We start from the raw sequence: 6027 nt of genomic DNA on the forward strand, positions 1-6027 counted from the left end.
TCTTGATTTCATGTCAACAATGCGGGACGCGGGCGCATGCGCGCGAAACTCGCTGATGGCGCTCGGGCGGGGCGGGAGAACGATGGAGCCTTTCGGGATCGGCTTTTGTAAAGAGAAAGGGAGGTTCATCGCCCGGCGAATCGCGATCCGATGGCGGTTCGCAATCGATCGATGGCAGACCCGCGCGACGATTCGGGCATCGTGCGGCGACCGCGCGGTCGGGCAGATCCGGCCGGCTGTTCAAGCGCCGGTCACACGCGGCGCGAACATCGCCTCCTGGCTGAAAGTGCTTTGTCGGCAAGGCGTGCGGGAAAAAAAGCCCCGGCCACAGGGGGACCGTGACCGGGGCGGAAACGCATCCTCTCTTTGGCACGAGGGTTGGATGCGTGCGAAGTATATTTCGGCACATGACAATTCGAACGGGCGTTAAACGGCCGTTTTTGGTGCCAATTTAAAAATGCCGGCGCTGCGGCATCCGTCGTCATCGTTTGGAGAGATTTTTAGTGGGCACGACGCCGTTGTTTAGCGCGTCAATACGGCTAAATCGTCGCTCTAACGGATATCGGAATCCGCTCGTCAATTGGTGACGCGAATCGCGTCGCAGGATCGCTTGCCCGACGCGGCCGGCGCCCGGCGTCCGACGCCTGGTCAATCCGGCGCACCGGCCGCGTCGCGCACGGTCGCAAGAAACCGCGCGACGACCGGCGACGGTACGGCCGCCGCGCCGTCGAACACGAACTCGATGTCGAAGCGGCTCGCGAGCTCGTCGAGCGCGACGAGCCGGACCGTGCGCGGACAGGTGGGCGACGCGCTTTCCGGCACGAATGCACAGCCCATCCCGGCCGCGACGAGGCCGATCAGCGTCGGGATGTCGCTGCCGACCTGTGCGATGCGCGGCGTGAAACCGGCCTGCTGACACTGCGCCATCAGGAACCGGTGGTGCGCGGCCGAGCGCTGCGCGTCGAACCAGACGAACGGCTCGTTCGCGACGTCGGCCAGCGTACGCGGCGTGTCGACGCGTCCGCCCGGCGGCGCGGGCATCGCGAGCACGAAGCGGTCGCTCAGCAGCCGCACGCCCGACAGGTGCGGCGCCTCGTCGCGACGCCACGCCATGATCCCGCCGTCGAGCTGGCCGCGCACCAGCGCGCTCGCCTGTTCGGCCGACAGCATCGGCGCGATCGACAGCTTCACGTCCGGGCACGCATCGCGAAACGCCTTGAGGACGTTCGCGACGACCGGCAGCGGCAGGCAGTTCGGCAGCGCGCCGAGCCGCAATTCACCCAGCTGGCCGGCCGCGCTGCGCAACGCGCGCTCACGGCTGTCCTGCAGCGTCGCGAGCAGGCCGGTCGCATCCTGCAGGAAGCTCGCGCCGGCCGCCGTGAGCGTGACGCCCGTGGCGCGGCGGATCAGCAGCGGCGTGCCGATCGCGTCCTCGAGTTCGCGGATCTGCCGCGACAGCGCGGGCTGGACGATGCCGGCCGCACGGGCGCCGCCCATCACGCTGCCGGCTTGCGCGACAGCCACGAAGTAGCGCAGGTGACGCAGTTCGATCTGGCGCATGTGGTGTCCATTCCGGTTCGTTGATATACCTGTGAAGCATAACAAACGTCATTCGATGGTATTGGAAAGCATGACGGGCGTGCCGTACGATGGCCGTCATTGCCGCACTCGCTCACGAGTCGTGTGCGTTCCCTTCGTTTCCATCTCGCCGCGTCCGATCCCATGCCNAAAGCATGACGGGCGTGCCGTACGATGGCCGTCATTGCCGCACTCGCTCACGAGTCGTGTGCGTTCCCTTCGTTTCCATCTCGCCGCGTCCGATCCCATGCCGCTTCATATCCCGACCCCTTATATCCGCTCGCAAATCGCGTCCCGCCGGCTCGGCAGGACCATCCGGCTGAAGCTCGATGCGCTGCAGCCGTCGGGCTCGTTCAAGCTGCGCGGCATCGGCGCCGCCTGCGAAGCGCGGCATGCGGCCGGCGCGCGGCGGTTCGTGTCGTCGTCGGGCGGCAACGCGGGCATCGCCGTCGCGTATTGCGGCCGCGAACTCGGCGTGCCGGTGCTCGTCGTCGTGCCGGAAAGCGCGTCGGCCCGCGCGCGCGAGCTGATCCGCGTCGAAGGCGCCGAGCTCGTCGTGCACGGCGCGAGCTGGGCCGAGGCGAACGCGTTTGCGCAGTCGGCCCTCGGCGAGCACGACGCGTTCGTGCATCCGTTCGACGACCGCGTGCTGTGGCAGGGCCACGCGACGATGATCGACGAGATGGCGGCGGCCGGTCCGAAGCCCGATGCGGTCGTGCTCGCGGTCGGCGGCGGCGGGTTGCTGTGCGGCGTGCTCGAAGGGCTGGCGCGCAACGGCTGGCACGATGTGCCGGTCGTCGCGGCCGAAACGGAAGGCGCCGACTGTTATGCGCGCTCGCTCGCGCAGGGGCACCCCGTCGAATTGCCGGCGATCACGAGCATCGCGACGTCGCTCGGCGCGAAGCGACCGTGCGACGCGGCAGTCGAATGGGCGACGCGCCACGAGATCCATCCCGTCGTCGTATCCGATGCCGAAGCGGTGGACGCGTCGCTGCGGTTTCTCGACGAACACCGGATCGTCGTCGAGCCCGCGTGCGGCGCCGCGCTGGCCGCGCTCGAGCGGCCGGTGCCCGTGCTGGCGTCGGCAAAGGAGATCGCCGTGATCGCCTGCGGCGGCGTGACGGCGACCGTCGAGGATCTGCAGACGCTGCGCGCGAAGTTGCGGTAAGCGGGGAGGCGGCGCGCGGGTTTGTCGGGTAACGGCCGGATGGTTGTTGGCTTCGGTGACCGTGGGCGTCTGCCTCGCGTGGGCTGCCACGAGGCGTCACGGTCGCTTTCCCGTTGAGACAATGATGGCTACGCAGTCGGCAGGTAGCCTGAGGCGCGGGATTTTCTGCGGAGAATGACGGGGAAGGAGAGCGTATCGTCGCGCTGCGCGGGATGCGGGCCAGCGCGACGATATGGACGGCCTGTCAGTTCGCGGTCGGTGCGCTTGCACCGGACGGTGCTGACGACGAGGCGGGGTTGGCGGCGGCAGGCGCCGGCGTTTTGTCCGCCGGCGCAGGCGACGCGCTCGAAGGCGCGGATGCCGATGCGGGGGCAGATGCCGCGGCGGCAGGTGCAGCCGAGACCGGCGTAGCTGCGGCCGGCGCCGATGCTGCGACGGCAGGCGCCGATACAGGGCTGGAAGTGGGCACAGGCGTGGAAGCTGACACAGGAGCCGAAGCCGGCGCAGGTGCCGAACCGGACGCCGCCACAGGCGCCGATGCAGCCACCGACCCCGAAGCCCCCGCCGGCGCGGCAGCACGCATCGCAGCCGGCACAACGACGGCCGACGCAGCAGCCGGCACGACATTCGCACCCGATTCAGGCACCACACCCGGCACCGAAAGCGGCACCGGCGCGGCGGGCGGCGTCGGCACGACCGGCGTCGTCATCTTCATCGGTTCGCCTTGCGGCGTCGGCGCGGGTTCGGGCAGCGGCGTGACGGCTTCCTTCTCGGCGGCCTTCACGGTCGCGCGGTCGCGGCGGGCCGGGTCGATCTTCAGGAAATGGTCGACGAGATTGAAGAAACGCTCATAGAACACGCCGGCGGGAATCGTCTCGCTCGCGGTCTTGACGAGCGCATCGTCGCTCGACCCGATCGGCAGCGACAGCGAGCCGAACACGCTCAGGCCGACGCTGGCCGACGTATTCGACTTCTTCAGCGTGTAGCGGTCCTGCACCGCGTTCACGTAAGCGATGCTCGACGAGCCGTCCGCGTTCGCATCCGCGCACACGACGTGAAACTCGATCACGACGTGCATGTCGTTGTTCGGCTGGAAATTCTTGCTGCCGTCGACCGCGTCGTTGCGCGACGACGACACCACGTAACCCTGGCTCAGCAGCGCGCGCCGCGCGGCCTCGCAGGTCGCGTCGGATTTCGAGTGGAACGTATGCGCATACGGGCTGGTCGTCGCATCGAACTGTTCCTGCTGGTAGATCGGCTTGGGCGGCGACGAGCACGCCGCCAGCACGGTCGCGGCCGCGAGCGCGTACGAAACGGAAAACAGGCGAAATCGGTTGTGCATGGCGTCTTTCAGAAGGCTCGCGAGATGTCGCGCAGTGGCGGTGCGTGGATGATGCGCGCGGCAATCTCGTATGGCCGGGGCGTCATTATAGTTTCGTTTGATGTCGCGCTCGCTTCAGCCGGCCGGCGCGGCGCGCGTCATGGCGAGCAATTGCGACGTCAGCGGATGGTGTTCGCCGCGCCGCGAGCGGATCGCGTGGATCTCTTCCGTCACGTCGCCGGCGCGTCCGAGCCGCCTGAGGCCGCGCAGCAGCGACGCATCGTTCGCGCCGAGCTCGCTCAGCGGAAACACGCCGAGGCCGCGCGCCGCGAACACGGCCATCAGCGCGCTGTCCTCGAATTCCCCGGCCACGCGCGGCACGATCCGCTCCGCTTCCAGCCACTGGTCGAGGCGCGCGCGCAGCGCCGAATGCGCGGTCGGCAGCAGCACGGGCAGGTCGGCCAGGCACTGCGGAAAGCGTTGCCGCGCGGCCGGCGTGACGAGCGCCGCGGGCCCGTACCAGTCGACCGGCGACGCGACGAGCCGCTCGCTCGTCACGCGCAGGTTCGAACCGGACGGCGCGCCCTGGCCGGCCAGCACGAGATCGAGGTGATGCAGCGCGAGTTCCGCGAGCAGCGCATCGTGCTCGCCCTCGTGGCACAGCAGCCGCAGCGTGGGCGTGTCGAGCACCGGTGCGAGGATCGCGTGCGCGGCGAGCTTCGAGATGCCGTCCGCGAGGCCGACCGCGAGCCGCACGGTCGGCTGGCTGGCCGCCGCGCGCACTTCGTCGGGAATCAGCCGTCCCATCTCGAAGATCGCTTCCGCGCGCGCAAATGCGGCCTGGCCCGCGTCGGTCATCGTGACGCCGCGCCCGGCCGGGCGCAGCAATTGGTGCCCGAGCGATTTCTCGAGCTCGCGCACCTGCGCGCTGATCGTCTGCACGGCCATGTCGAGCCGTCCGGCCGCCCGCGCGAAGCCGCCTTCCTTCACGACGACCCAGAAATAGTACAGATGTCGGAAATTCAGCATCGGATCGATATATCGGAAAAACCGAACCTAAATTCAGATTCTCTCTGATTTTTCCGAAGTTCGGGGCGGAATATCATCGGGCTTTCCACTTTCGTATCGGCCCATTTCATGGACTACCTGCTGACGCTTGCCGCCGACCCCGCCGTCTGGGCCGCGCTCCTGACGCTCGTCGTGATGGAAGTCGTGCTCGGCATCGACAACCTGATCTTCATCTCGATCCTCAGCAACAAGCTGCCCGAAGCGCAGCGCGCCCGCACGCAGCGCCTCGGCATCGCGCTCGCGCTCGTGATGCGGCTTGCGCTGCTCGGCAGCGTCGCGTGGATCGCGAGCCTGACCAAACCGGTGTTCACGCTCTTTGACCACGCGTTCTCGTGGCGCGACATGATCCTGCTGTCGGGCGGCCTGTTCCTCGTATGGAAGGCGACCACGGAGATCCATCATCACGTGTCGCACGACGGCGAAGGCGCGGGCGGTTCCGGCGGCGCGGCCGGCCTGACGGTGTGGGCCGCGATCGGCCAGATCGTGATGCTCGACATCGTGTTCTCGATCGACAGCATCGTGACCGCGATCGGCATGACCGAGCACGTCCCGATCATGTTCGTCGCGGTGATCGTCGCGGTGGCCGTGATGCTGTTCGCCGCGCAGCCGCTCGCACGCTTCATCGACCGCAACCCGACCATCGTGATGCTCGCGCTGTCGTTCCTCGTCGTGATCGGCATGACGCTGATCGCCGAAGGCTTCGGTTCGCACGTGCCGAAGGGTTACATCTACGCGGCGATGGCGTTCTCGGCGTTCGTCGAGGGCATGAACATGCTGGCGCGGCGCGCGAAGTCGAAGCGCGCCGCGCGGGTGGAAGGCCGTTGAGCGGGCGCGTGCGAGGCCGGCCACGATGGCGGCCGGCTCGCGCGCCTGCATCCGGAATGCGTACGTC

The 6027-nt window shown here is 68.3% G+C and carries 5 protein-coding genes; 2 read left to right on the forward strand and 3 right to left on the reverse strand.

What is annotated here, in order from left to right; all coding sequences use genetic code 11:
* Positions 1-648 precede the first annotated feature (648 nt).
* Positions 649-1560: a LysR family transcriptional regulator gene (locus ACTRWB_RS37095; protein WP_446904830.1), complete on the reverse strand. Its 912-nt coding sequence runs from the start codon at positions 1558-1560 to the stop codon at positions 649-651.
* 265 nt (positions 1561-1825) lie between these two features.
* Between ACTRWB_RS37095 and ACTRWB_RS37100 the strand changes: the two genes are divergently transcribed.
* A complete protein-coding gene (locus ACTRWB_RS37100) occupies positions 1826-2746 on the forward strand; it encodes a pyridoxal-phosphate dependent enzyme (RefSeq protein WP_446904831.1) in 921 nt (306 codons plus the stop codon).
* A gap of 244 nt (positions 2747-2990) precedes the next feature.
* On the opposite strand, the gene ACTRWB_RS37105 is transcribed toward ACTRWB_RS37100, so the two are convergent.
* Positions 2991-4088, reverse strand: a complete 1098-nt coding sequence (locus ACTRWB_RS37105) for a DUF2242 domain-containing protein (RefSeq protein ID WP_446904832.1) — start codon at positions 4086-4088, stop codon at positions 2991-2993.
* A 114-nt stretch (positions 4089-4202) separates the two neighbouring features.
* Entirely contained in the window at positions 4203-5096 is an 894-nt protein-coding gene (locus ACTRWB_RS37110; RefSeq protein WP_412022123.1) for a LysR family transcriptional regulator, read from the reverse strand.
* A 108-nt stretch (positions 5097-5204) separates the two neighbouring features.
* On the opposite strand from ACTRWB_RS37110, the gene ACTRWB_RS37115 reads away from it, so the two are divergent.
* Complete coding sequence (locus ACTRWB_RS37115) at positions 5205-5960, forward strand: TerC family protein (protein WP_446904833.1); 756 nt, start codon at positions 5205-5207, stop codon at positions 5958-5960.
* Positions 5961-6027 lie beyond the last annotated feature (67 nt).

The sequence above is a fragment of the Burkholderia sp. YIM B11467 genome (assembly GCF_052952715.1).